We start from the raw sequence: 23,436 nt of genomic DNA on the forward strand, positions 1-23,436 counted from the left end.
GTCGTGCCATTGAACGAAGACCGGGTCAGGAATTTCGATTTCCCCAAGGTGCGTTTCTAGGTCACGGAGAAGGACGCGATGCTCTATGCTCTCGGGCTGGGCTTCGGGTCCGATCCTCTGGACCCCGATCAGTTGCGCCACGTCCAAGAAGCGGAGCTTTCGGTTCTTCCGACGATGCCTGTGATCCTCGGGCAGCCGGGGCCGTGGTTCATGAAACCTGTGGCAGGAAGGACCGGGGATCATGTTCGAGACCCGGACCGGGGCGGACACGGTCGTGTTTGCCGGCGGGCGCGCGACCTTAGGTTGATCCCGAGGTCGAGGAGGAAAACAAAAAGGCCCGGCGCTGAGCCGGGCCTTTTTCGTTTTTGTGCGTGTCTTACGCCGCGCCCGCGATCACCGCGTCGCGCAGCTTGCGCTTCATGAGCTTGCCGCTTTCCTCGCGCGGCAGCGTCTCGACGAACTCGATCCGGCGCGGAATCTTGTATTTCGCGATCCGGGGTTCGAGGAAGGCGCGGAGGCTGTCCGCATCGGGCGTGGTGCCCGGCGCGGGCTGGATGTAGGCGGCGACGATTTCGCCGAACTCCGGGTCCGGCAGGCCGAAGACGGCGCAATCGGCGACCTCGGGGCACAGCACCAGTTCGCTTTCGATCTCGGCAGGGTAGATGTTGGTCCCGGCAAAGATGATCATGTCACGCTTGCGGTCGCTGATGAACAGGAACCCGTCCTCGTCGAGATAGCCCACGTCACCGATCGAGATGAAGCCGTCCTTTTCACAGTCCGCCCGCGCTTCGGGGTTGTTGATATAGGTAAAGTTCGAATAGGTGCCGTTCTTCACGTAGATTTCGCCCGGCTCATTCGGGCCGAGGATCTCGTCGTTCTCGCCAAGGATGCGGATCTCGGCATGATCGACGCAGCGGCCCACGGTGCCGGGTTTCGCCAGCCACTCCTCGGGCGACGCGTGAAGCGCGATGCCGACCTCGGTGCCGCCGTAGACCTCGTGCACGATAGGGCCGAGCCAGTCCATCAGCTCGCGTTTCACCTCGACCGGGCAGGCGCTGGCGGTGTGGCTGATGAAGCGCAGCGACGAGACATCGTATTTCTCGCGCACCTCCTTAGGCAGCTTCAGCAGCTTGATAAAAATCGTGGGCACGGCGCAGATCACGTTGATCCGGTGCTTTTCGATCAGCGCAAGGAATTCTTCGGCGTCAAAGCGCGGCGTGATGACCAGCAGCTCGCCCTGGGTCGCGGCATAGCGGGCAAAGCCGTTGGGCGAGGCATGGTAGAGCGGCGTCGCGATCAGGCCGCGCATGTCCGGTGCGATGCCGATGGTGTCGCGAAAGACTTCGGCGTTGCGGCGGGTTTCCTCCGGCGTCATGGGGTCACGCATAACGCCCTTGGGTTTGCCGGTGGTGCCGGAGGTATAGATGATCACGCCGCGATCCGCCGGATTGGCCCCCGCATGGGGTTCGGCTTCGGCGATCCAGTCCTCATAGTTCTGTTCGCCCTCGTGCACGCTGCAGTCGGCCGGGTCCAGGCGGAAGGCCTTTTGGATCGAGGGCGGCGTTTCCACCACGATCACTTCGCAGCCCTCGGGCACGAGATCGCGGACCGGCCGCAGAAGATCGGCATGGGCGACAAGGACCTCGGCTCCGCTGTCTTCCAGCAGGAATTGGATTTCCGGGGCGGCCAGGTGCCAGTTGAGCGGCACCGAGTAGCAGCCGACGCGCCGCGCGCCCACGTTCACCTCGATGATCGGGGTGTCGTTGCGCATGAGCTGGGCGACGATCTGGCCTTCGCCCAGACCCTTCGCCTTGAGCGCGCCGGCGACCTTGTCGATGCGGGCCTCCATCTCCTCGCGACCGACCGAGCGGTCGCCGGTGATGATGCCTGCGGGGCTGCGGGTTTCGCTATCAGTGTCGCGCATGGGCATCTCCTTGAGTGCAGTAATAATGGTGTCTTTGTCGCCAGGGGGAACGCCGTGAAGTCGGGCGGGCATTTGTTGCGGAAGGCTTCGCGGCCCTGTTTCGCCTCGGTCCGGTGGAACAGGCGCTTTGCAGGCGGTCGTCTTCCATCAGCGGACTGTCGAAATCCAACATCGCGGCGGTCTCGTGAAGCCGCCGAATACGCGCCAGGGCATTGACAGGGCCGTTGGCCAGACGTTTCGCCAAAGTCAGGCTTTCTTCTAAGAAGGACTCTGCTGCGACGACCCGGTTTACGAGGACCCAGTCCAACGCCTGCTTGGCTGACAGCCGGTCGGACAGCAGCGTCATTTCGCGCGCCCGGGCCTGGCCCACACGACGGGCGAGAAGCCAGCCCGACCCGCGGTCCAGCACCGCGGTGTCCAGGTCGCGGGCAAGCGACCCCGAAAACGCATTCATTGCCTCTGGCCGGTTCAGCGCCAGGACGGCAACGCCGTCGACATTGTCTATCAAGAGGTCAGGCATGTCAGGCTCGCGCGACGGTTGGTTCGGGCAGGCGGAACACCGGTACAAAACGGATCGCCAGACCCGACAGGATCAAAAGGACGATGCCGAAGGCCGCGCATTCCAGTTGGGTGATGCCCAGCATGGCGATCCCCGGAGAGGCCAGCGACAGGCCCGCGATCAGCAGGGCGCCGCGCAGCAGAAGTCCCCAGACCTTGTCAGAGATCCCGCCGAAGCCCAGCATGTAGCCCTGGAGCGACCATGAGATCGCCGCGACTCCGCAGATCGCCGTCGCCACCGCGATCGCGATTTGCAATGGCGTGCCCTGCAACACCAGCGCCGGGTTGAGCACGAAGAAGAAGGGCACGAAGTACATCACGCTGGCCAGCCGCATGGCGTGGAAACCGATCTTGATCGCCGAGACCTTGGCGATGGCGGCGGCGGCATAGGTGGCGATGGCCACCGGCGGGGTGATGAAGGACAGCATGCCCCAGTACATGACGAAGAGGTGCACCGCGATGGGTTCGAACCCCACCTTGACCAGCGCCGGGACCATGACGATCGCGAGGAAGATGTAGCAGGCCGATACTGTCATCCCCATGCCCAGCACAAAGGATGTGAGCGCCCCCATGATGAGCAGCATGATCGGTGTGTCCCCGGCCAGGAACACAAGCTCTGTCGAGAGCGTGCTGAGAATGCCGGTGGCCGCCAGCCCGCCGGCGATCATGCCGATGGCGAGGATCACGGCAATGATCTCCGACAACCCGCGCCCGATGCCCGCGATCATGTCGCGGATACCGGCAAGGGACAGGCGGTTTTCGGCGCGAATTTGGTTCACGACCAGCAGAAGCCCGGTCGCGTAAAAGGCCGCGCGGCTTTCGTTCATGCCTTGCGCCAGCATCGTGATCAGCACCACGAAGACGATCAGGTAGTGCCATCCGCCCTTGAGCGCCGCCAAAAGCGTCGGCAGTTCCGATCGCGGCACGCCGCGCAGCCCCCTGCGGGCGGCATAGGCGTCGACCTGAAGCATGAGGCCGAAGTAGAACAGAGCCGCCGGAATGGCCGCGGCCATGGCGACCTCGACGTAAGGCACCGCGAGGAAGGTCGCCATGATGAAGGCGGTGGTGCCCATGACGGGCGGGGTCAACACGCCCCCGGTGGAGGCGACGGCCTCGATCCCGCCTGCGTAAGAGGCAGAGAAGCCGGTCTTTTTCATCGCCGGGATCGACACCGAGCCCGAGGTCATGACGTTGGAAATCACGCTGCCGCTGATCGAGGCTTGCAGCGCGCTGGAGACGACCGCCACATGGGCCGCCCCGCCGCGCACCGTGCCCATGAGCGCAAAGGCCACATCGTTGAAGAACTTGGCCGCACCGGTGAACTGAAGCGCGAGGCCGAAGACGATGAAGCCCACCACGAGGTCGGCAAAGGCCCGCATCGGGATGCCGAAGACGCTTTCGAAGCTGTAAAGGTGATAGGCCGCGACCTCGGGCAGAGGCAGCGACATGCTGTTGAGCGGGCCGGGCATCTTGTCGGCGAACGTCGGGTAGAGCGACACGAAGAAAACGACCAGTGTCAGCGGCCAGCCATTGGTGCGCCGCGCTGCCTCGAGGATGAGAACCCAGAGCATCGCGGCGACGATCTGCGCGTCGAGCGGCGCGATGAACTGCCAGCTCGAAAAGACGATGTCTTCCGCGTGGGCGACCAGAAAGGCCGACCCGCCGAGGGACAGGGCAAAGAGCAGCCAGTCGATCCAGCCCGGCACCGCCGTCGTGGTGCGTTTGAAGGGCACGATCAGGAAGATCAGCGGAAAGAAGACAAGGGTCAGGACATACAGGAACGTCTGGCCGTTCATCACCACGCCGATGGCTCGGCTGAAGAGGAAGGTCTGGTTGACGGTCAGCAATAGTCCCGCCAGGGAAAACAGCAGGATGATCCATCTCTTGAGAGTGAGCGACATATCGACCCCGGGGCGTTTGATGGAATGAACCGGACAAGCCGGCAACGACACGTGCCCGACCGCCTGGGCCGGGCACGTGAGGGGGATCACCAGTCGCGGACAGGCACGTCGAAGCCGCCGGCTTCGAGCATCTTGATGCGCGTGGCCTTCCAGGCCGCCGCGAATTCGTCGTCGTCCGAGATGTTCATCGCGACCACCGCGTCCCAGGCCGCCTTCAGCGCGTCCTGACGGGCCACGAGCCTGTCGTTGTGCGCCTGCATTTCGTCTGTCCAGACGCCCGCATCCTTGAAATAGGCAATGGCGCCGTCGTGGAACGGGACGGTGTATTCCAGGATCTGGCGATCCAGCGCCAGCCCGTAGGTGGTCGGGGTCGCGCCATTGATATCGTCGAAATTGTCGTAGATCGCCGACAGCATCGCCTGGACATAGCCCGCGTCACGGTCTGCGGTGGTGTTCAGAAGCATGTCGGGATAGCTGGCCATTTCGATCCCGCCCTCGGGGATGTTCACGCCTTCGGTCACGACCTTCTGAATCCAGCGCGGATCGGTGGCGCGGATTCTCTCCCAGCAGGCGTCATTGTCGAAGGGCACCGGCACCCATGCCAGCCCGCGCGACGAGGCGTCGGCCTTGACCGACGTGCCGGAGTTCGTCGAGGTGAAATAGACGTCGGCCTGATCGTTGATATAGGCATCGACCGACGCGCCAAAACCCGGCACCTCGACCTTTTCGACATCGTCCCAGGTCATGTCACCGCACGCGATCACCAGCGCCTGAAGCGCCCCCTGGATCGAGGGCGAGCCCTGGACATAGGCGATGCGCAGCCCGCGCAGGTCACCGGGGCCTGCGACGTTCTCGGCCAGGTCCGGCGCGATGGCCAGACCGAAGCCCTGGTCGGTCATGCTGGTCATGACCAGACGGACGGGCTGCGGACCCCAGTCCTTGGCGCCGAACTGGTACGCGCCTTCCTGTGCGAAATAGACGTCGAAGCCGGCCAGGACAAAGTCCGCGCGACCGGCCTTGAGCGTGGATTGCTGGGCGACGCCGTTTCCGGCGCTGATGACCCGCAGGTTCACGCCGTCGTTCTGCTTGAGCGCGCTGCTGATCGCCACGGCGGCGGAATGCATTGCGCCGCCGGTGTCATAGGTCGTCCAGACGACCGTGCGGGGCAGGGCGTCGTCCTGCGCAAAGACGGCCGGTGCCCCCATGGTCAGCGACGTCGCCAGCGCGGCGCCCGCAAGGGTGCGAAGTTTGGTTGTTAACATGGTAGTCCTCCCTGTTTTTTTGCGCGGACACTCCCCTGTCCGCGCGTTTGGTATCGATCACACGTTGATGTTCATGCCGCCATCGATGCCGAGGTTCTGCCCGGTGATGTAGGACGCGCTGTCGGACAGCAGGAAGGCCACCGGGCGCACCACTTCGCTTGTTTCGGCCCAGTAGCCCATTGGGATGCGGGACAGGATGCTGTCGCGGAACTTCTCGCCCCGGACGGTTTCCGTCATCGGGGTCTCGACCACGCCGAAGCTGACCGAGTTGGAACGGATGCCGTAGCGCGCCCATTCCTTGGCCGCGGTCATCGAGATGCCGAAGATGCCGGCCTTGGCGGCGGCATAGTTGATCTGCCCGATGGAACCGCCCCGGCCCGCGATGGACGACACATGCACCATCGCGCCGATGTTGCGGCTTTCCCCGTCCACGGCGCGTTCGAGGATCGCGCGGCCCACGGCCTGCGTCCAGATATAGGCACCGGTCAGATGCACCCGGATAACGTCGTCCCACTGGCTGTGGGTCATCTTCTTGATCATCGCGGGACGGGTGATCCCGGCATTGTTGACGAGGCCGGTGAGGGTGAGACCCTTTTTGCCGATATCCGCGACCGTGGCGGCGGCGAAATCGGCGTCGGAGACGTCGCCGGTATAGACCAGGGCCTGCGGGATATCGGCCTTCAGCGCCTCGAGCGCCTCGCCGTTCAGGTCAATGCCGATGGGCGTGCCGCCAAGATCGGCGATCATACCGGCGAGCGCGCGCCCGATGCCCTGTCCCGCACCGGTGACGACGATGACCTTGCCTTCGAGTGTTCCGAGATTCTGCACTGTTGTTTCCTCAGTTTGTGTCGCGCGCGAGGCGGAAAACCGCAGCGGTCAACCCCTCGGGATGTTTCTGGAAATCCACCCGGACCGGATCGCCGATGGCGACCGCATCGTCGGCGTCGACGATCTGCGTCATGATCGTCGGCCCCTCCTCGAGCGTGACATAGGCCACGACGCGCAGAGGCTTCTCGGGGATCCGGGTGACGGCGAGGCTGTAGATCACGCCCTTGCCTGAGGCCGGGACGAAGCGGATCGCCTCTGACCGGCAGAAGGGGCAGATCGCGCGCGGGTAGTGATGCGCTTCGCCGCAGCTCTCACAGCGCGCAATCAGGAAATCGCCAGCCTCGGTGCCCTGCCAGAAGGGCAGGGCGTCGAAATTCACGGCGGCAAGGTCAGCGAGGGTCATGTCAGAGCCTTTCGAGAATGAGCGTCGCGCTTCCGTGGCGCGTGGCCAGCGAGCCGCCGGTGCCATGCGCCAGCGCCAGGTCGCAGCCGGGGACCTGAACCGCCGGATGCGCCTCGCCGCGCAGCTGGCGGACGGCTTCGATGACCTTGGTCATGCCCCCCCGGTTCGAGGGGTGGTTGTTGCACAGCCCGCCGCCATCGGTGTTGAACGGCAGCTTTCCCTGTCCCGAGATCAGATTGCCATCGGCGACAAAGGCGCCGCCCTTGCCCTTTTCGCAGAACCCGAGGTCTTCGAGCGCGACCAGAACCGTGATGGTGAAGCTGTCGTAGATCGAGGCGTATTTGATGTCTGCAGGCGTGACGCCCGCCTCGGCAAAGGCCCGTGGGCCCGAGATCGCGCCCGCCGAGGTGGTCAGATCCACGCGCCCGGCCGAAGGATGCTTCACCGCCTCGCCGTTGCCCCGGACCTTGACCAGCGGCCGGTTCAGTGACTTGGCGACTGCCTCGCTGGTCACGACCAGCGCGCCGCCGCCGTCGCTGACAACGCAGCAATCGAGTCGGTGCAGCGGTGCTGAAACGAGGGGGGAGTTCACCACGTCATCGACCGTCACCACCTTGCGCAGCATGGCGCGCTCGTTGTGTTGCGCGTGCTGCGAGGCGGCGACCTTGATCCAGGCCAACTGTTCGGAGGTGGTGCCGAATTCGTACATGTGCCGCGCCGCGACCATGCCGTACATTTCGACCACCGAGGGGGCGAAAAGCCCCTCGAAGGGCGTGTCGGGCGTCGGGCTGGGCGGCATCTTGGCCGATTTCATGCCTGCAGCGCGGGGCCGCCCCGCCAGGGTGATCAGTGCGACATTGCATTTTCCTGCGGCAATGGCCTGTGCGGCATGGGCCACGTGGATCAGATAGGACGAGCCGCCCGTTTCGGTGCTGTCGACATGATGCACGTCGAGGTTCATGTATTCGAGCATCGACATCGCGCCGAGGCCCGGCGCATCGCCGGCGCAGAAATAGCCGTCGACATCGTCGAAACTCAGCCCTGCGTCGGCCAGCGCCCCGGCCGCGCTCTGCATGTGCAGCTGCGCCACCGAGATGCCCTCGGCCTTGCGGGTCGGGTGCTCGTAGGCCCCCATGATATAGGCCGCGCTCATTGTGCCACCTCGCGTTGCAGTTCGATCTCTTCGGCCAGCGTGGCGGCGCGACGGCGCAGGGCGCCCGCTTCCTGTCCCATCATCGCCTGAAGGAAGATCAGCCGCCGGAAATAATGGCCGATGGCCATTTCGTCGGTCATGCCCATGCCTCCGTGCAATTGAATGGACGTCTCGCCCACGAGCTTCGCCGCGCGGCAGACCCGGGCCCGTGCCCTGTCGAGCAATTCGCCCGGCGCCTCGATCCCGTCGGCACCGAAGGCGGCAAGGTCGGCCATGCTGCGGGCGAACTCGACCTCGACCATCATGTCGGCGGTCAGGTGGCGCAGGGCCTGGAAGCTGGCGAGCTTGCGCCCGAATTGTTCGCGTTCGTTGAGATAGGCGGCGGTCAGGGCGAGCGCCCGGTCCATCGTGCCCACCGTATCGGCGCAGAGCGCGGCCACGGCCAGCGCCTCGGCATGGGTCAGCGCGGCCACGGCCCCAGCGCCGCGACCCAGGATCGCCCCGGCCGGGACACGGACCTGCGTCAGCACCAACCGCGCCAGGTGGCGGCCGTCGACGGCGCGGTAGGGGGTAACCTCCAGCCCCGGAGCGTCACGGTCGAGCAGGACGAGGCAGGTCTCGGCCCCGCCGGTGCGCAGCAGGAAAACGCCGGTCGCCGGGCCCGCCTCGCAAAGCGCGACCTCGCCCGTCACCACCAGCGCGTCGCCGTCTGCGGTTGCCGTGGGGCAGGGGGCGTCGCTGTCGCAGGGCAGGCCGAAGCCTGCGGGGGCGGCGATGACCTGACCCGCCGCGATGTCGGCCAGAAGCGTATTGGTCGCCGCGCCGGGAAGGCGGGTCAGTGCCCCGGCTGCGACCACGGCGCTGGCGATGAAGGGCTCGGGCAGTTTCGCCCCGCCCATCGCCCCGGCCAGGGTCGCCGCTTCCGCCGCGCCCATGCCCAGGCCGCCCTGATCCTCGCCCGCCAGAATGCCCAGCCAGCCCATCTGAGCCATCTCGGCCCAGCGGTCGGGCGAAAAGCCATTGGATGCGCGCACCGCCTCATCCGCGATCCCCCCGGCCCAGCGGGCGGCGGTGTCGTGGATCATCCGGGCTTCGTCACTTTGGTTCAGGTGTTCGAGAAAGGTCATGCCCGTCCGTCCAATGCCATCTTTGCCAGGATGTCCCGCTGGATCTGGTTGGTGCCGCCATAGATCGAGGCGGCGCGACCGAAGAGGTATTCGCCCACCGCCCCGTCGAAGAAGCCGGGTGAAAGGCCGTCCAGATCCTCAAACGCGGACTCGAACTCCTTCCCCCGCGCGGCGGCCATCGGCCCCAGCGCAGAGACGATCATCGCCTGCAAGGTCTGCTGGATCTGCGCGCTTTGCAGTTTCAAGATCGAGGGGCCGGTCAGCGCCGAGGGCGCGCCGGGACCGGCCGACAGAAGCCGGATCTCGGTGATTTCCATCGCCGTCAGATCGGCCTCGACCCGGGCGAGCTCGGTCAGGAACGCCCCGTCCGAGGCCAGCCCCCGCGCCCGCGCCAGCCGCTTCAGCCGCTCGATTTGGTTGCGGCAGCGGCCGACATTGGTGATGCCGGTCCGCTCGTTGCCCAGCAGAAACTTGGCATAATTCCAGCCTTTGCCCCGCTCGCCCACCAGCCCGTCCCGCGGGATCTTCACATCGGTGAAGAAGACCTCGTTCAGGGAATGATTCATGTCGATGGAGATGATCGGCTTCACCTCGATCCCGGGCGTGTCCATGTCGAGGACGAAGAACGAGATGCCGTGCTGCTTGCGCTCGCCGTCATCCGTGCGGGCGAGCAGGAAGATGCGGTCGGCGTATTGCGCCTTCGAGGTCCAGATCTTCTGCCCGTTCAGCAGGTAGTGGTCACCCCTGTCCTCGGCTCGCGTGCGCAGGTTGGCCAGATCGGACCCGGCACCGGGTTCCGAGAACCCTTGGCACCAGAATTCTTCACCACTCAGGATGCCGGGCAGATAGCGGGCTTTCTGATCGTCTGTGCCGAAGGTGTAGATCACCGGCCCGACCATCGAGGTGCCGAAAGGCGGGACCGCCGGTGCGCCGCTGCGGGCGAGTTCGAGGTTGAAGACGAAGCGCTGAAGCTGGGTCCAGCCGGGCCCGCCATGCTCGCGCGGCCAACCGGGGGCGACCCATCCACGGCTTGCCAGTTTTCTGAGGAAAGCCACGATCTCGGGCTTGGCGGGGACATAACCATTGTCGACCCGTGTTCGCGTTTCGGTCGGCACTGCCTCGGACAGGAACGCCCGCACGCCGTGACGAAAGACGCGCAAGTCGTCGTCGAGCAAGAGATCAATGTGATCGGCGGGCGATTGCGACCCGCGCTTCGGGTGGTCCGTCACGGGTGAAAGCCCCCCCAGCCGTCGCCAAGTTTTCCCTTCATGGTCGTCTCCAGGTGTCGTCGTCTATCGGTTGGTATCGGAACCTATTTGGTACTACCAATCAATAAGTAGGGGTATTGACAAAAACTTTGTCCGTCAATGGGCGAAAATTGAGATTTCCCCGAAAGCCCCGTTCTGGCCTTGTGTCGCTGGCCCCGGTCGCCTTGTGATGCGGGAGGACAACCCGGACATAACCAAGCGGCGGCGCTTCGATGCGCTACACTGTCGCGAATATGGATACGTCAGGTGATCAAGAGACCAGCCGGGTCAGCGCCGCCTGATATTCTGCCGCCAGCCTTGCGACGATCGTCTCGGTTGTCTCGATGCGCTCGACCGCTCCCGCGCCCTGGCCTGCGCCCAGCACATCTACCCAGGTCCGTACCCCTTCGGGTTTCGCTTGGTCCTGTGCACGCTTCGGTCCAGTCGGCATCGTGGCCAGATCGAGGCCGCTGCGGATGATGCTCTGGCTGAGATAATTCGCTGCCACACCAGAAAAGAGTGGTGTGTAGGTGATGTCGGCCGAACCGGCCTCGATCAACATTTGCCGGTAATCGGGGGAGGCCATGGATTCTTCCGCAGCGATAAAGCCCGTCCCTATATACGCCGCATCGGCTCCGGCCGCGCGCGCCGCAAGAACGCCCGCCCCGGTGGAGATCCCGCCCCCGATCAGCATCGGTCCGTCATGAATCCGCCGAACCTCATCTGCAAAGGCCATGGGCGACAGGGTCCCGCCATGGCCGCCCGCTCCGGCACAGACCAGAATCAGCCCGCTGCAGCCTGACGCCAGCGCCTTTTTTGCATGACGCAGCGTGGCGACGTCATGAAGATGAATCCCGCCGTAGCCGATGACCTTTTGCGCAATCTCGGGCGGCGCGTGAAAACTTGTGATGACCACAGGAACCTTCTTCGCCATGCAGATCTCGAGATCTGCACCCAGCCGAGCGTTGGTTGGTGCGGCGATCAGGTTGACGCCCCAGGGCGTTCCCTCGGGCAGGCTTTGGGAAATGCGGTCGCACCATTCGGCGAATTCTTCGGTCGTGCGCGCGTTCAGAGAGGGAAACGTGCCCAGAATCCCGGCGCGGCCCTGAGCGATGACCAGTTCGGGGCCTGACACCAGAAACATAGGGGCGCCGACAACCGGAACGCGCAAGTCGCCGAGCATGGTGCTTGAAGGGGATTGGGTCATTGGCTGCGCTGTTCCTATTGGTCGCAAAGAAGATGGCGACACCCTATTGCGCATAATGCGCCAATGGAAGTACCATTGAAACGTTATAGGAGGAAACATGTCCGCCCCATTGTCAGGTATTGCCGTTCTGGAGTTCGAAGGACTTGGGCCAGCGCCCTTTGCTGCGATGTGTCTGGCCGATCTTGGCGCCAGCGTGCGCAGGGTCACCCGGCCCGGATCCGCATCGAAGTCCCCCATTGACCGAAGCCGCGATGACGTGGCGCTCGACCTCAAGACCGATGCAGGGGTCGAGGATGCGCGCGCCCTGATCGCCCAGGCCGACATCCTCATCGAAGGGTTCCGCCCCGGGAAGATGGAGCAACTGGGTCTGGGTCCGCAGGCCGCCCACGCGATCAATCCGCGCCTCGTATACGGGCGGATGACCGGGTGGGGGCAGACGGGTCCGATGGCGCACTTGGCGGGGCACGACCTCAATTATCTCGGCTTGACCGGGTTGTTGTCGATGATGGGTGAGCCGGGACGTCCGCCAATGCCGCCTCTGAATCTGGTGGCCGATTATGGCGGCGGCGGAATGTATCTGGCGCTCGGGCTTGTCAGCGCGCTGTTTTCGGCCCGGATTCACGGTGAAGGCGCAGTGGTCGACGCGACGATGATCCATGGTGCAAGCCACCTCGCCACGCTGTTCCATGGGATGGCGAATGGGGGCCGCTGGCGCCCTGAACGGCAGGCGAACCTGCTCGACGGCGGCGCTCCGTTCTATCGCACTTACGAGACGGCGGACGGTCGTTACCTCGCTGTCGGGTCCATCGAGCCGCAGTTCTGGCGAAATGCGCTGGCGGTTTTCGGGTTGCCAGAGCTTTTCGAGATGCAGATGGACCGCACGCAATGGCCCGCGCAAAGCCAGCAGCTTGCCAGCCGGATCGCCGACAAGACACTCGCCGAATGGGTGGCCGCCTTCGACGGCGTCGATGCCTGCGTCAGCCCTGTTCTGACACTCGGCGAGGCCAAGGAGCATCCGCAGATGGCGCCGTTCTTTGGCGAAACTGACGAAGGAAAAATGCCGCTTGCGGCGCCGCTGATCAAGCCCATGCAAGGAAGTTGAAATGCCCGATCCTGTCTGGATGACCCCAGAGATGTCTTATTTCAGGGACTCGGTTCGCAAGTTCTGCGAACGCGAGCTGTTGCCGAACGAACCCCATTGGGAGGCGCAGCAATGCGTCGATCCCGAAACGTGGATCAAGGCAGGTCAAGCGGGGTTGCTGTGTTGCGGAATCCCAGAGGAATACGGTGGCGGCGGCGGAAATTTCATGCACGAAGCCATCGCGTTCTCCGAACAGGCGCGGGCGCTGGCACCCGGCCTGGGGAACGCCGTCCATTCGGGTATCGTCGCGCATTACATCCATAGTTTCGCCAGCGAAGAGCAAAAGCAGGCATGGCTTCCCAAAATGGCCAGCGGCGAACTGGTTGGCGCGCTGGCAATGACGGAACCCGATGCGGGGTCGGATGTGCAGGGTATCCGCACCCGCGCCGTGAAGTCCGGTGACGAATTCGTCATTACAGGCAGCAAGACCTATATTTCCAACGGGACGCAGGCCGGCCTGATCTGCGTCGTGGCCAAGACTGACCCTGACGCGGGCGCCGGGGGGATTTCGATTTTCGCGGTCGAGGCTGACAAGGTCGTTGGCCTGCGTCGCGGCCAGCCTCTGCAGAAAATCGGGCTGCACTCGCAGGACACGTCAGAGCTGTTCTTCGACGACATGCGTGTCCCGGCCTCGGCGCTTCTGGGCGGGGTCGAAGGCAGGGGGTTCTATCAGCTGATGGCGGAACTCGCGCGCGAGCGGGTCATCGCAGGGCTGGTCGCCATTGCCTGCGCCGAAAGAGCCATCGAAGAAACGGTGACCTTTACGGCCAATCGGAAGGTCTTCGGCAAGCCTTTGATAAAGATGCAGAATACCCGCTTCGTTCTCGCCGATTGCGCAACCAAGCTGTCGATGGCCCAAGCCTTCTTCGCACAATGCTCGCAGCAATTGCTGGACGGGCATCTGGACCCGGCCGAGGCAGCCAAGCTCAAGTATTTTGCCACCGACAGCTGCGGACAGATCGTGGATGCCTGTCTTCAGTTGCATGGGGGGGCGGGCTACATGGCAGAGTACCCGATTGCCAAGCTCTATCAGAACGTTCGCATCCATCGGATTCTCGCCGGGTCCAACGAGATCATGCGTGAGCTGATCGCCCGGTCGCTGGACCCACTTGGCGGATCCGGTCGCTGAGCATTCCGCTGATCCGCCATGTCCGGGCAAAGGCGCTCAGATATGGCGGATCAGCAGCCCCCCGTCGACGGGAATAACGGCGCCGGTGATGTAACTTGCGCCCGGCTGGCTCAGGAACAGGATCGCATGGGCGATTTCCTCGGGCTTGGCGTAACGCCGCAGGGCTGTTCGGCGACGGGCATAGGTTTCGCGGTCCTTGGCCGAAATCCGGGCGGTCAGCGCAGTATCGACCGGGCCCGGAGCAATGGCGTTCACCGTGATCCCGTCTTTGCCCAACTCGACTGCAAGGCTGCGCGTAAGACCTGTAAGGCCAGCTTTTGCCGCCGCATAGGGGCTGAGCTGCGCGGTTGCCAGAATAGCTTCGGTCGAGGCGATATTCACGATCCGCGGATGTGGCGAACGACGCAAATGGGGCAGGGCGGCGCGCACCATGCGCGGCACAGCGGTCAGCATTACGTTCAGCGCAGCGGCCCATTTCTCGTCGTAGTCTTCGGACAGGATAGGCGCCCAGGGGCCATAGCCCGCATTGTTCACGATACAGTCCAGCCCGTCGAACGCGGTGGCCACCTCATCCACGACGCGGGCGATGGCCGTGCGATCGGTGACGTCCAGCACCCAGGCGCGGGCGGTTCCGCCAGCGTCACATATCTCTTCGGCGACGCGTTCCGCTGCCGCGCCGTCCCGGTCCGTCACCGCAACCTGCGCTCCGCCACGACAGAAAAGCCGAGCCGTCGCGGCGCCGATGCCGCTTCCGGCGCCGGTGATCAGGACCGAGGCCCCCGTAACCGAAGCTGGATCGGCTTGCATGGAGTAGTGTCGCATAGGTCTCGCCTTTTGTAGAATACTTATTAAGGTAGGACCAATAAGCAGCGGTCGTCAACGGCCGCTCCCCTATTGTCGCTGCAATCCAGAGGACAGTTCATGCCTGTCATTCTGTCTCGTTTGCCGGGCGGTCCTGAGAGCCTTGAATTGGCTGAAATAGGCATCCCCGCGCCCGACCCCGACGAGGTTCTGATCGAAGTCCATGCGGTGGCGCTGAATTACCCCGACGCTCTGATCGTCGCTGATCGCTATCAAGTGCGACGCCAGCGGCTCTTCGTGCCAGCAATGGAACTCGCGGGCCGGGTGGTCGCGGTGGTCGCGGGCGTCACGCATCCCGAGATCGGCGAGCGTGTCATGGCGACCGGCCGTGGCGCCCTTGCTGAATTCGCGGTGACCGGGGCGGACAGTTGTTTTGCGATTCCACCTGACATGCCCTGCTATGACGCGGCAGCTTTGCACGTCACCTACGGAACCGCGCCGCATGCCCTGGCGGACCGAGGTCGGTCGAGACCGGGCGAGCGGCTTTTCGTTTTCGGCGCCTCGGGTAGTGTCGGACTGGCGGCCGTTCAGATCGGCATTGCAATGGGCGCTTATGTCGTGGCGGCCGCATCTCCGCAGGGCATGGCTGATCTCGCCGCGCAATCGGGCGCATCCCAGACGTTGGTCTATCCGCGCCTACCTTTGGATCTGCCTGCGCAGAAAACGCTGGGACGCGCGATAGCGGAGATCTGTGCGCCCGGCACTGATGTGGCTTTCGATCAGGTGGGCGATGTCTATGCCAACTTGTCGTTGCGCGCGCTTGCATGGGGCGGGAGGTACCTTGCGGTTGGATTCCGCGGGCATCCCTGCGCTGGCAGCCAATCGTCTCCTTCTGAAATCTGCAGACGCTTTGGGCGTCTATTGGGGGGGCGTGGATCGAGCGGACCCCCGGCGCTTTGCCAGAAGAGGCCAGGAGACTGCTGGATTGGTGGAACGACGGGCATCAAGCCAGTGATATCGCGGGTCGTGGACTAAGGGATGCGCCCCGGGATTTTGCAGACCTGTTGCAACGCTCGGTCACCTGAAAAGTCGTCGTTCGAGTCCGGGAAGGGCGCCAGGGGATCTAAATATTCATTGATTCAATGGTAGAACCAAGCTAGCGTTGCGACAGAAGGAACTTCGCGCATGCCTGCCTGCGACAGCCTGGGGCGACGCGGCGCGATATTCAGAACAGGGAGGAACCAGGATTATGAAGCAATTCGCTTTGCGCAAGGCATTGGCGACAGCCGTCATGGCAGCCCTTTTGCCCACGACCCTTACCGCACAGACAACGTATCACCTGCGTTTTGCCGATATCGGGCCGCCCCGTGGTGCGCGCGCAGAAGCGATGGAGCAATGGGCAAGCGAAATTAACAGCAGGTCGGACGGACAGGTCGAGATCGAGTTCTTCTGGGGAAGCGCGCTTGCCAGCCCCTCGTCTATGGTCGACGCGGTTGGCTCAGGTCTCGCCGATATGGGCCTGGTCGTCGCAGAATACAGCGCCCACCTGCCCCGTTTGCTGTACGCCAATGTCGCCTACATTGAAAACGATCCCTGGATCGCGATGCGGGCGACCTATGACACGCTGACGCAGTCCGACGCTGTGCGCGAGCAGGCGACAGAAAACGGCATCCATTTCCTGATGAACTTTGCGCCCGGTCCGATCCAGATCCTGAGCCGCGAGCCGATTTTGACGGTCGAGGACTTCAAGGGCATTCGCTACCGTTCCACTGGTGCCTGGCTCACCTGGGGCGAAAATATGGGCGCCGTTCCGGTCGCCTTGCCGATGCACGAAAGCTATCAGGCGATCGAGCGCGGTATCGTCGATGCAATGTCGGGTTTCCTGAGCCCGATGATGGCCTACAAGCTTTACGAGGTCGTGCCGCATGTCACGATGGCCAATGCGGGTCAGACGAGCTCGTTTGGCATCGTGATCAACGAAGAACTCTTCGACAGCATGCCGGAAGACCTGCAGGCGATCCTCTCGGAGGCAAGCGTCGATCTGATGGACCATTACGGACAAGCCGTGATGGAAGAGACCGACGTGATCAGGGCGCGGCTGACGGAAGGGGTCGATGGTTTCCAGGTCCAGTTCCACGACCTGTCCGACGACGAGATGGCGCGCTGGAAAGAACACGCGGCGTTCCAGATTCCGGCGTATATCGAAGAGACCAACGAAGGCGGCGCCGACGGCCAGGCGATCTGGGATACCTATCAGGCCAATCTCGAACATTACCGCGAAATCGTTGCGACCGAGGGTTATCCTTGGGCCCGATGAGCTCCTCGAACTTTCTTGTCTCTGACTCGGGCGCGATGCGCCCGGGTTCTTGCTAAATAAAACCATGCGGGGAGCAGAGCCTTGAACAGGCTTATCGAAATCTATGACCGGACGATGGTTATCCTGGCCGCGATCACACTGACCATCTTGATGACGATGACCACGCTGTCGGCCTTGGGCCGCTACTTTTTCAACCGACCAGTGCCGGACAACGTGACCATCAGCCAGATGATGATGGTCCTGATCGTCTTTTTGCCGCTCGCTTACGTGCAGAAGCTGCGCCATCATGTTTCCGTCACGCTTTTTACGGACTGGCTGCCGTCGCGCGGCATGCGTCGGCTGCAAGGTTTCGGGTTGTTTCTCAGCCTGATTTTTTTCGGGCTCATCGCATTAACCGCAATCGCGGCAACCCTGAAAACCTACCATATCGGTGAGTCCACGCGCGGTGAGCTGGACCTTCCGACATGGCCGGCTCACGCCATTATGGCCGTCGGGCTGGTCGGTTTTGTCCTGCGCCTGTTGTTCGAGTTCGGCATGGCTCTCGTCGGTAAGACGACCGAGCCCGAATCCACCGAACAGACGGAAGGCGTCTGACGCGCTTCAATAAGGAAACAGAACATGGACCCCCTGCTTCTCGGAATTGGCGGGATCGTCGTGATGCTCGTCCTCGTCGCCCTGCGCGTGCCTCTGGCAGTGGCGCTTGGTATTGTCGGGGTCGGCGGCATGATGCTTTTCTTCGGCGCGCCCGCCAACCGGCCTATGAACCTCGAGCGCGGCTTCAACATTGCCTGGACCTATCTGACGAACGAACCCTACGAGGCCGTCGCAAGCTACACACTGATCGCCATTCCTCTTTTTCTTCTGATGGGGTTTGTCGCATTTTACTCCGGCTTCACGAAGGACATGTACGAGACCGGGCGCGCTTGGATGTCGGGCCTGCCCGGCGGACTGGCCATGGCAACCGTCGTCGGTTGCGCCATGTTCGCCGCTGTCAGCGGGTCGAGCCTTGCCACAGCGGCCGCGATGGGCAAGCTTGCCGTCCCCGAGATGATCCGGAACAAGTACGACAAGGGTCTTGCCACCGGGGTGGTCGCTCTCGGCGGGACGCTTGGAGCGCTGATTCCGCCCTCTATCCTGATGATCCTCTATGCGATCTTTACGGAGCAATCCGTGGGGCGCCTGTTGCAGGCAGGCATCGTGCCAGGTCTTCTCAGCGCGGCGATGTTCATGCTCTATATCGGCGTTCGCGCCACCATTCAGCCCGAATGGGCCCCCCGGCCGGGCCGGTCCAGCTGGAGCGAGAAAATGGGCTCACTCCGCGGTGTCTGGTCGGTGCTCGTGCTGTTCATACTGGTGATGGGGGGACTGTATTCGGGGATCGCTACAGCGACCGAAGCGGCCGCCGTCGGGGCCATCGGCGCCTATGCCATCTCATTCCTGAGCCGAAGGCTCAACGGGAAGGCTCTGAAAAGCTCGATGGTCGAAACCGTGGTTCAGACCAGCAGCATCTTTGCAATCGTCGTCGGCGCGAAGGTTTTCATCGGCTTCATAACGCTGACCGGCGTCACCACAGTCATGTCGGACTTCTTCCTGCATCTGGATATCCCACCCTTCGCCGTCCTGCTGATGATCTCGCTCATGTACATTATCCTGGGCACGTTCATGGAGCCACTTGGCATCATGCTGTTGACCCTGCCCGTGGTGATCCCGGTCATCGACGGGCTGGGATATGATCTGATCTGGTTCGGGATCATCCTGATCAAGCTCTTGGAGATCGGAATGATCACCCCCCCTCTTGGATTGAACGTCTTCATCCTGAAGGGCGTTGTCGGAAACGAGGTGAAGCTTGAGACAATCTTCCGCGGCGTTGCAGGTTTCCTGCTGATCGACTTGGTCACACTGCTGCTGTTGTTGAGTTTCCCGATCATCACGCTCTGGCTGCCAAACAGCCTTTGGGGGTGATCGCGGACTGCAGAACCCAAAACGGCCCCCGCACGTGCGGGGGCCGTTTCCATTGCGCAGGACCGGATCAGAGGCTCTGACTTTTCCGGCGATACGGTTGACTAGTTTTCGTCAGGAACGGTCCCCGGCGTCATCGAGGCGCAAGATGACTTTTCCACGTGCCTCACGCCCGCGAAGCGCGCGGAACGCCTCCTTGTATTGGGCGAAGGGATACTCACCGCCGACGATGGGCTTGAGCGCGCCGGTCTTCAGCCAGTCCATCATCTGCGCGACCGCTTTTGCGCGCAAGTCAGGTGCGTGAAGGCGAAGTTGAGCGGCATCGACTCCGATCAGCGATGCGCCTTTCAGAAGTGGCAGGTTGTAGGGCAGGGCCGGAATGTCGCCCGATGCGAACCCGACCACCAGAAACCGCCCCCCCCACGCCATGTGCCGGAAGGCAAGCAGCCCGATCTCGCCCCCGATCGGATCGACGATGACATCGACTCCGCGTTTGCCGGTCAGATCTTTCAGTTTGTCCCGCCAATCCGGGTCGCCGTAATTCAGCGTTTCATGGGCACCGGCTTCACGGGCGAAGGCGCATTTCTCGTCATTCGACGCCGCACCGATAACCTTCGCGCCCAATAGCGCCGCCAATTGGACGGCGGCGCAGCCGATCCCCCCCGATGCACCCAGTACCAGAACCGTTTCGCCCGGCTGCACCTTGCCCTGTTCGGTCAGGCCATAGGTCACCGTGACGTAGTTCGCGCTGGCCGCAGCGGCGGCCGAGAAACTAATCCCGTCAGGGATCTTTTCCAGCGCAGTGGCCGAGATCGCGGCTTTTTCTGCCATCGCGCCATTCCACACCAACCCCATCACCCGATCGCCGGGGGCAAACCCCTGTACGTTGTCGCCGAGCTTTTCGATCACGCCTGAGAATTCGCTGCCTGGAATGAAAGGCAGTTTGTCGCGCGTCTGATACAGGCCTCTGACTTTGAGACCGTCGACAAAACCAACCCCTGCCGCGTGGATACGCACCAGCGCCTGATCGGCGGAAATGGACGGTTCCGGGACGTCCGACATACTGATGTCGTCGATGTCCCGGAACTCGGTGACGTGAATGGCGCGCATAGCACCTCCGACCATTGTTAAGTCTATTAGGTTCGCTGCCGAGGAAGCCGCCGAAATTCGCAGCCCGCTCTTTACATGTCAATGGAAGTACCATTAAAATAGTCAAGCCGCAACGGCTGATAGGACTCGGCCGACACCGCGAAGGAGAGCGGATGCAGAACGCGACCAAAGACAACGATGTTGATCTTGCCGCTGTCGAACAATGGATGGACAGCGCTGACTTGGGGGATGGCCCGATTGAAGCAATCCGGCCGATCCCCGGCGGCACGCAAAACGTGATGCTACGCTTCACCAGGGGGGGCCGCGCCTATGTCCTGCGCGCGCCGGCAGCCTCGGCACGGATTGATCCAAATCGCACCGTCGGGCGCGAGATCCAGTTGCTGAACGCCTTGAGCGAGACCGGCGTGCCGCACGCCGCGCTTATTCGAGCCTGCAGCGACGATGCCGTCATCGGGCGGATGTTCTACCTGATGGAGGAGGTCGATGGCTTCAATGCCACCGAAACACTGCCGGCTCTGCACGCCGCGGACGATGAGATTCGGTATCGTATGGGGCTTGCGATTGTCGACGGGGCCCTGTCGCTGGCGTCCATCGATTACAGGTCAGTCGGGTTGGAGGAATTCGGGCGGCCCGCCGGGTTTCTGGAGCGGCAGGTGGCCCGCTGGTCCGACCAGCTGCATGGCTATCGCGACTATGTCGGCTGGCCGGGACCCGACGCGATTGGCCCGGTCACCGAGGTTGCCGAATGGCTCGAAGCCAATCGCCCGGTAAATTTCGTTCCCGGCATCATGCATGGCGATTTTCATCTGTCGAATGTCATGTACCGTCCCGATGGCCCGGAGCTGGCCGCGATTGTCGATTGGGAACTGGCGACGATCGGCGATCCGCTGATCGACCTCGGCTGGCTCTTGGCCACCTGGCCTGATCAGGGCCCCACCCGCCCGCCTGAACGGTCGATGATCCGCTGGGACGGACTGCCGCGCCGCTCGGAACTGGTCGCGCATTATGCTGCCGCAACCGCCCGCGACCTGTCGCGCGTCGAATGGTACGCGGTCTTCGCCTGTTACAAGCTGGGCATCCTGCTGGAAGGTACTCATGCAAGGGCCTGCGCCGGGCGCGCGCCCCAAGACACCGGCGAGCGGCTCCATGCCGCCGCTTGCCGATACCTCGCCCGCGCGCTCGACCTGACGCGCGAAGGCATTCGTGACTGACCCGGGGGGGGCGAAATGGATTCTCTTTTCGATCTGAGCGGCAAGGTTGCCGTCGTCACCGGCGGCTCGCGCGGGCTGGGGCTGGAGATGGTCCGTGCCTTCGCCGCGCGGGGTGCCGATATCGTCGTCGCCAGTCGCAAGATCGCCGCCTGCGAGGAGGTGGCGCACGAGGTCCGCACGCTCGGCCGCCGGGCTATGGCACTGTCGGTCAATGCCAGCCACTGGTCCGACATGGACCGCCTGGTCGCCGCGACCTATGACACCTTCGGGCGCCTCGACATTCTGGTGAACAACGCCGGCATGGGTCCCGCGAGCCCCTCGCACGAGATGTCGGAAGAGCTGTTCGAGAAGGTGACGGCGGTCAACTTCAAGGGGCCGTTTCGGCTGGCCTCGCTGGCCGCGCACCGGATGGCGCAGGGCGACGGCGGCAGCATAATCAACGTCTCTTCCTCGGCCTCGCTGCTGCCCGTCCGCAACACGACCGTCTATTCAGCTGCAAAGGCCGCGCTGAACGCGATGACGGTCTCTTTGGCGCACGAATACGCGCCCAAGGTGCGCGTCAATGCGATCCTGCCAGGGCCATTTTTGACTGATATCGCAAAGGCTTGGACGGATGAGATGCGCAGCCGTGCGCGGAACGCCGTCGGCCGTCCCGGCAGGCCTGAAGAGATCGTTTCGACCGCTCTTTACCTCGCCAGTCCCGCGTCCAGTTTCACCACAGGTGCGCTGTTGCGTTGCGACGGCGGTATGACCTGAACAGGTGAAATTTCTGGTTGATTATTTAATGGTCCTACCATAGAGATACTCTTGAATTGGATAAGGCACGGGTGAGGCGATGACCTGGGATTTTGAAACCGATCCTGATTTTCAGCAAAAGCTTGACTGGGCTGACGCCTTCGTCCGCCAAGAGGTTGAGCCGCTTCAATTCGTTCTCGACAGCGCCTACGATGTGAAGAACCCGCTTTTCCAGCGTTTGGTGCGCCCGCTTCAGGCCGAAGTTCGGCGTCAAAAGCTGTGGGCGTGCCACCTTGAACCCGAACTGGGCGGCGAGGGTTACGGGCAAGTCAAACTGGCGCTGTTAAATGAGATCCTGGGCCGCGCGCGCTTTGCACCCGTGGTTTTCGGCGCGCAGGCCCCCGACAGCGGCAATGCCGAGATCCTCGCCCGGTTCGGCACACACGAGCAGAAAGAGCGGTTCCTCAAGCCACTGCTGGCTAACGAAATCGTCTCGGCCTTTTCGATGACCGAGCCGCAGGGTGGATCCGATCCAACCCAGTTCCAGACAACCGCCGTCGCCGATGGTGACGATTGGGTCATCAATGGCGAGAAATGGTTCATCTCCAGCGGTCCCTTCGCGGCATTTCATATCGTGATGGCCATCACTGACCCCGAAGCAAAGCCGGTCAACCGGCTGTCAATGCTTCTCGTGCCCGCGGATACGCCCGGGATTGAAACCGTGCGCGTTGCATCCATCGCGGGACACCGCACACCGTCGCATTCCTATTTCCGCTACAACAACGTTCGCGTACCCAAGGACTACATGCTGGGCGAGCCGGGGCAGGGATTTGCGGTCGCCCAGACTCGTCTGGGCGGCGGGCGCGTTCACCATGCGATGCGGACCCTGGGCGAGGCGCAGAAGGCCTTCGACATGGTCTGCGAGCGCGTCATCTCGCGTCAGGCGCAGGGCGGGCGGCTCGGCGACCGGCAGATGGTACAGGAAAAGATCGCCGACAGCTGGATCGAGATCGAACAGTTCCGTTTGCTGCTGATGCGCACGGCCTGGCGGATTGATCACTACAACGATTACATGAAGGTCCGCCGCGACATCGCTGCGATCAAGGCGCAAATGCCGAAGCTGCTGCACGACGTGGTCGCGCGGGCGCTGCATCTTCACGGTGCTTACGGGATCTCGGACGAAATGCCGTTCCTGAGCATGATCGCCAATTCCTTTGTCATGGGACTCGCGGACGGCCCGACGGAGATCCACAAGGTCACCGTCGCCCGCCAAACTCTGCGGACCTATACTCCGAGTCCCGATCTGTTTCCGGCTTACAGCATGCTGAACAAGCAAGCTGCCGCCGATGAGAAATTCCGCGACGTGCTCGAGGGGCTGACCCTCGAGACAGCGCATACCTGAGCGGGGCTCCGGCTCGGCTTG

The 23,436-nt window shown here is 63.2% G+C and carries 21 protein-coding genes; 9 read left to right on the forward strand and 12 right to left on the reverse strand.

From position 1 onward, the window contains the following. Positions 1–376: 376 nt before the first annotated feature. The 10 genes from FQK05_RS11900 to FQK05_RS11945 form a co-directional block, all read right to left on the reverse strand. On the reverse strand, positions 377–1,924 hold the full coding sequence (locus FQK05_RS11900; protein WP_158966973.1) for an AMP-binding protein: 1,548 nt from the start codon (positions 1,922–1,924) through the stop codon (positions 377–379). Then, on the reverse strand, positions 1,911–2,444 hold the full coding sequence (locus tag FQK05_RS11905; protein ID WP_158966975.1) for an enoyl-CoA hydratase-related protein: 534 nt from the start codon (positions 2,442–2,444) through the stop codon (positions 1,911–1,913). Before FQK05_RS11905 ends, FQK05_RS11900 begins: the two co-directional genes overlap by 14 nt. 1 nt (position 2,445) lies before the next feature. Beyond that, on the reverse strand, positions 2,446–4,383 hold the full coding sequence (locus FQK05_RS11910; RefSeq protein ID WP_158966977.1) for a TRAP transporter permease: 1,938 nt from the start codon (positions 4,381–4,383) through the stop codon (positions 2,446–2,448). An 86-nt stretch (positions 4,384–4,469) separates the two neighbouring features. After that, positions 4,470–5,645 carry a TAXI family TRAP transporter solute-binding subunit gene (locus tag FQK05_RS11915; RefSeq protein WP_158966979.1) on the reverse strand — a complete coding sequence of 392 codons (1,176 nt, stop codon included), beginning with the start codon at positions 5,643–5,645 and terminating at the stop codon, positions 4,470–4,472. 57 nt (positions 5,646–5,702) lie between these two features. Next, a complete protein-coding gene (locus FQK05_RS11920) occupies positions 5,703–6,473 on the reverse strand; it encodes an SDR family NAD(P)-dependent oxidoreductase (protein ID WP_158966981.1) in 771 nt (256 codons plus the stop codon). A gap of 10 nt (positions 6,474–6,483) precedes the next feature. Beyond that, the gene (locus tag FQK05_RS11925) at positions 6,484–6,876 is read right to left on the reverse strand and encodes a Zn-ribbon domain-containing OB-fold protein (protein WP_158966983.1); all 393 of its coding nucleotides are present in this window, start codon (positions 6,874–6,876) and stop codon (positions 6,484–6,486) included. A gap of 1 nt (position 6,877) precedes the next feature. Next, positions 6,878–8,029: a thiolase domain-containing protein gene (locus tag FQK05_RS11930; RefSeq protein ID WP_158966985.1), complete on the reverse strand. Its 1,152-nt coding sequence runs from the start codon at positions 8,027–8,029 to the stop codon at positions 6,878–6,880. Then, positions 8,026–9,156 carry an acyl-CoA dehydrogenase family protein gene (locus FQK05_RS11935; protein ID WP_158966987.1) on the reverse strand — a complete coding sequence of 377 codons (1,131 nt, stop codon included), beginning with the start codon at positions 9,154–9,156 and terminating at the stop codon, positions 8,026–8,028. Before FQK05_RS11935 ends, FQK05_RS11930 begins: the two co-directional genes overlap by 4 nt. Then, positions 9,153–10,385: an acyl-CoA dehydrogenase family protein gene (locus FQK05_RS11940; RefSeq protein WP_158966989.1), complete on the reverse strand. Its 1,233-nt coding sequence runs from the start codon at positions 10,383–10,385 to the stop codon at positions 9,153–9,155. The genes FQK05_RS11935 and FQK05_RS11940 overlap by 4 nt, the downstream gene beginning before the upstream one ends. 289 nt (positions 10,386–10,674) lie before the next feature. Then, the gene (locus FQK05_RS11945; protein ID WP_158966991.1) at positions 10,675–11,610 is read right to left on the reverse strand and encodes an NAD(P)H-dependent flavin oxidoreductase; all 936 of its coding nucleotides are present in this window, start codon (positions 11,608–11,610) and stop codon (positions 10,675–10,677) included. 97 nt (positions 11,611–11,707) lie between these two features. Here FQK05_RS11945 and FQK05_RS11950 point away from each other — a divergent pair, with 97 nt between their 5' ends. Together FQK05_RS11950 and FQK05_RS11955 are read left to right on the forward strand one after the other, a co-directional pair. Then, positions 11,708–12,712, forward strand: coding sequence for a CaiB/BaiF CoA transferase family protein (locus FQK05_RS11950; RefSeq protein ID WP_158966993.1), 1,005 nt, complete (start codon positions 11,708–11,710; stop codon positions 12,710–12,712). Between the two features lies 1 nt (position 12,713). Further along, on the forward strand, positions 12,714–13,880 hold the full coding sequence (locus tag FQK05_RS11955) for an acyl-CoA dehydrogenase family protein (protein ID WP_158966995.1): 1,167 nt from the start codon (positions 12,714–12,716) through the stop codon (positions 13,878–13,880). A 36-nt stretch (positions 13,881–13,916) separates the two neighbouring features. Here the strand turns inward: FQK05_RS11955 and FQK05_RS11960 are convergent, their stop codons facing one another. Next, positions 13,917–14,687, reverse strand: a complete 771-nt coding sequence (locus tag FQK05_RS11960; RefSeq protein ID WP_158967638.1) for an SDR family NAD(P)-dependent oxidoreductase — start codon at positions 14,685–14,687, stop codon at positions 13,917–13,919. A gap of 114 nt (positions 14,688–14,801) precedes the next feature. On the opposite strand from FQK05_RS11960, the gene FQK05_RS11965 reads away from it, so the two are divergent. The 4 genes from FQK05_RS11965 to FQK05_RS11980 all read left to right on the forward strand — a co-directional run bounded on the left by FQK05_RS11965 (position 14,802) and on the right by FQK05_RS11980 (position 18,960). Then, positions 14,802–15,716: an alcohol dehydrogenase catalytic domain-containing protein gene (locus FQK05_RS11965; RefSeq protein ID WP_158966997.1), complete on the forward strand. Its 915-nt coding sequence runs from the start codon at positions 14,802–14,804 to the stop codon at positions 15,714–15,716. A 214-nt stretch (positions 15,717–15,930) separates the two neighbouring features. Then, positions 15,931–16,998 (forward strand): C4-dicarboxylate TRAP transporter substrate-binding protein, encoded by a 1,068-nt coding sequence (locus FQK05_RS11970; protein ID WP_158966999.1) that lies wholly within the window; start codon positions 15,931–15,933, stop codon positions 16,996–16,998. Positions 16,999–17,079: 81 nt separating this feature from the next. Further along, positions 17,080–17,592 carry a TRAP transporter small permease gene (locus FQK05_RS11975; protein ID WP_158967001.1) on the forward strand — a complete coding sequence of 171 codons (513 nt, stop codon included), beginning with the start codon at positions 17,080–17,082 and terminating at the stop codon, positions 17,590–17,592. A 24-nt stretch (positions 17,593–17,616) separates the two neighbouring features. Next, on the forward strand, positions 17,617–18,960 hold the full coding sequence (locus FQK05_RS11980; RefSeq protein WP_158967003.1) for a TRAP transporter large permease: 1,344 nt from the start codon (positions 17,617–17,619) through the stop codon (positions 18,958–18,960). Positions 18,961–19,071: 111 nt separating this feature from the next. Here the strand turns inward: FQK05_RS11980 and FQK05_RS11985 are convergent, their stop codons facing one another. Continuing rightward, complete coding sequence (locus tag FQK05_RS11985; RefSeq protein ID WP_158967005.1) at positions 19,072–20,067, reverse strand: NADPH:quinone oxidoreductase family protein; 996 nt, start codon at positions 20,065–20,067, stop codon at positions 19,072–19,074. A gap of 152 nt (positions 20,068–20,219) precedes the next feature. Here FQK05_RS11985 and FQK05_RS11990 point away from each other — a divergent pair, with 152 nt between their 5' ends. From FQK05_RS11990 to FQK05_RS12000, 3 genes are all read left to right on the forward strand, one after another. Further along, positions 20,220–21,278, forward strand: coding sequence for a phosphotransferase family protein (locus FQK05_RS11990; protein ID WP_158967007.1), 1,059 nt, complete (start codon positions 20,220–20,222; stop codon positions 21,276–21,278). Positions 21,279–21,293: 15 nt separating this feature from the next. Further along, complete coding sequence (locus FQK05_RS11995; RefSeq protein WP_158967009.1) at positions 21,294–22,034, forward strand: SDR family NAD(P)-dependent oxidoreductase; 741 nt, start codon at positions 21,294–21,296, stop codon at positions 22,032–22,034. A gap of 79 nt (positions 22,035–22,113) precedes the next feature. After that, the gene (locus FQK05_RS12000) at positions 22,114–23,415 is read left to right on the forward strand and encodes an acyl-CoA dehydrogenase family protein (protein WP_158967011.1); all 1,302 of its coding nucleotides are present in this window, start codon (positions 22,114–22,116) and stop codon (positions 23,413–23,415) included. Positions 23,416–23,436: the final 21 nt, after the last annotated feature.

This window comes from Chachezhania sediminis (assembly GCF_009765275.1).
Lineage (GTDB): Bacteria > Pseudomonadota > Alphaproteobacteria > Rhodobacterales > Rhodobacteraceae > Chachezhania > Chachezhania sediminis.